Genomic DNA, 3,465 nt, shown 5'->3' with positions numbered 1-3,465 from the left:
GTAATTTTAACAGTTACTCCATTAGCAAGTTTTCCGTCATTTCCGTAAACTTTTATTGTGTAGTATGAACCTGCAGAATATACAACATTGACATTTGATGCTACAATCTTAGGATCAACTGTTGGAGCTTTTGGAATGTCATCGGTTTTATTTCCAGGAGTAACATTACCAGGAATATCAGATCCGGGAGTTGTGTTTGTCTCATTCTCATAGGTAATGTTATCAATTACAATTGTATCCACAACTTTGGAGACATCATTGGTTACATTAAATATGTATATATAGCGATCTTCATACTCACTCCGCCATGTTCCATATTTGCTGTCCTGAATATAGAAATTAAAGTAAAGTTTTTCGGCAGTGAAGTTTTCAGGAGTTATCACTACTACCTGTCCTTTGACAAATGCAGGTTTTATGGTTACCTCACCTGCACCTGCCCAACCTGCCATGAAGTTATATCCAGTACCATAGGTCAAATATACTTTGCCTGTTGCATCTTTCGGCAATTCAACTTTTAAAAGTGGAGTCACACCTGAAATGACACTTCCCCCAGTAAATGTCAATTTTGGAGTAACATGCACTGTAACTATATGGGAGAAACTATCATCTTCACTGTATTTAAGATATACCTTTTGATTTCCCAATTTCAATCCAGTTAATGGAATAATTGCCTTGCCGTTAGATGGAGTGACATTTGCAATTAGATTGGAATTTGAAACTGAAGTTTTGTATGCAAGAATACTTCCCTTAATATCTAGTGGAAGATCAGTAATTTCAATGGAACCCAAATCAGTTATATTTCGAGTGATTTCTGATTCAGTATTTACGGAAATATCAACGCTTTGCCAACTGGAATATACATCATAGTCATCACCGTCATATCCATAAGTTAAAGAATAATCTGATGAAATATTTGACAGTTTAATTTGTGCATATCCATCAACCAACTTTTCACGCAGAGTATTTCCTTTATATGTGACTGTCAAATAACCTGTTGCATTTTTTGGCAATGTTAAATTGATCAATGCATATTTTTCCCCCAATTTGATGCTTTTTGGAACATGAATTTTATAAAAGCTATATAATTTACTCATATTCTCCAATGTTATTTTAGGGAAATTTCCATCTCCGGAATATGATATTCCAATATTATATGTTCCTTTTAATAGATTTGATACAGTTACTCTGGCTTTGGAGTCATTGACTTGGACAGGGTATTCATTATCACCAATTTTTACAGTTGCACTGCCAGTTGCACCATCAGGAAGATATACAACAACTTCTGCTTTATCATTCCATTCAACATTTAGAGAAGGTGACACAGCACTGTATCCTGTTTTGAATGAACCACTTTTTGAAACAGAGTCATAAGTATTTCCAAGGTATTTGAATTCATAAGTATGCTGACCATATGTCAGATTGCTTAAATCTAGTGAGGAGATTGTTGTTTGGCCGGTAAAGTATTCCTTACCATCAATGTAAACTATAAAAGAATCATAATAATCAACATCAAAATCCCATTCAATTTTCATTTTAGAATCTGCAAAGCTATATTTTCCATCATTATATGTACCAATGATTACTGTTTCAGGCAATGTAATTACAAATGGACTGACAGTCAATGTTGTGTTGAATGTTTTGCTTTCATAATAACTGTCCTCAGGTATGAACTTGAATATCAAATTATATTTTCTGACATTCAAATCATATGAATAGACATAATACTTATCATCAACATCAAATCTTTCTTGGTATGGAAATGATGATGTACCCAAATATATTAAAACCTGTCCATCAATATGATTTGAAACACTTCCATTTGCTTTTAACATGTTTCCATGAAAAATTTCTTCCGGACATGTCACATCGAAACTGTACTCTCCGGGTCCGGCAGTTCTCACGTTGAATTTGGAGTTTTGGGAATATTTGATTTCACCATCTTCAACATATTCAATTTTATAGTCTAAATCTGTATCACTATAAATATTTTCAAAATTGAACAGTTCAATTGTAGCATTACCGTTCACTACACTTGAATTGCGTGATTCACCGGCAACTGTTAGAACTACAACTCCATTGGAGCTTTTATCCAATTTGAAGGTTACATTGTATTTTCCTTTGCTCCATACTGCAGACGGAATATCACATTCAAATCTGGAAATGCTTGAAAAAATGAAATTCTCTTCATTATATTCCTCCTGCATATAATATATGCTTCCAATATCTGCGGAACAATTTGTTATGTTGTTGTTTTTTAATACGCCAAATGAAGTGGAGTAAATTACTCCTCCTTTATTTGCATGGCAATTTTCAAAGGAATTATCAGATATTGTGTAGGTATATTCCCTTAAATAAAGTGCACCACCCATTTTTGCACTGCAATTAACAAATTTTGAGTTTTTCAGATAATTGTCTTTCCTATATGATGAGGTGCTTTTGTAGGCATACCAGTACAATGCCCCTCCACGATAATCAGATCTGCAATTGACAAATGTATTGTTGTCATAATATGCTCCAAGATATGCTGCTCCACCATACTCTGCACTGCAGTTAATGAATTTTGAATTATATACTTCGCCTTGATTTGTGTATTGCCAACATATTGCTCCCCCAGAATCATCAGAGGTACAATTAATAAATGTTGAATCCTTAACATATCCATAGGCAGCATATATTGCTCCACCACCCATTCTCCAGGTATTTTTACAGTTGATGAATGTACAGTTTTCACAATACAATGTCTCGTCGTCAGCAACTATTGCACCATGGTCCTCATGTTGGCCATTTTTCAAAATCAAGTTTTTAAGGGTGACAGTTCCGGATATTGTAAATATCCTTGATGACGATTTGGCATCAATTGAATGACCATTACCTTCAATTGTTAATCGTTTATCTATTGTGATTCCCTCACTTGAAGAATTAGAGTATTCATAATCTTTTTCTAAACTTATTATTGACCCACTGGATGAATTAGAGATTAATTCTGATAATTCAGTATTGTCTCCAACACTTAATTTCACATCATCAGTTGTTGATTCAACTGACATGTCCTCTGTGACTGTCAAATCATCCGAGGTCATATTTTCCCCTGATGCACTGACAGCACCTATTGTTAAAATTGCCAGCAAGAGTATGCTAACAAACATTATCTTTTTAAACTTCATAATTTCTTCTCCCATATTGCCTTTATTTTATACACAATATAAGCAATATTATGATATAATATTTGTTAAAAAATGAATATAAGTCAATTAAAGCAATTGATTTCATTAAAAGTGTATTGATTAAAAAAAAGTAAAGTAACTGCCGAAGCAATTACTTTTTAATTTTTGCAGTCTTTTTAACAGTATCTTTCAGATATGTTGCCTGATAGGTTATTTTTTTGCCTACTTTGAGCTTTTTCAGGGCATTGGATTTGATGGTTACTTTTGCGACACCTTTTGCATTGGTTTTGGTTTTGTATGT

General features: G+C 33.5%; 1 protein-coding gene. It reads right to left on the bottom strand.

All coding sequences use genetic code 11. From position 1 onward, the window contains the following. Window positions 1-3,164: hypothetical protein (locus QZ143_RS09460; protein ID WP_292883592.1), on the bottom strand; the 3,164-nt coding region annotated here is incomplete at its 3' end. Window positions 3,165-3,465: the final 301 nt, after the last annotated feature.

Origin of the sequence: Methanobrevibacter sp. UBA188 (assembly GCF_905234905.1) — an archaeon.
In the GTDB taxonomy this organism is placed as follows: Archaea; Methanobacteriota; Methanobacteria; order Methanobacteriales; family Methanobacteriaceae; genus Methanocatella.
Note: the sequence above shows the minus strand (reverse complement) of the source record. Positions and strands in the feature narration are given on the sequence as shown.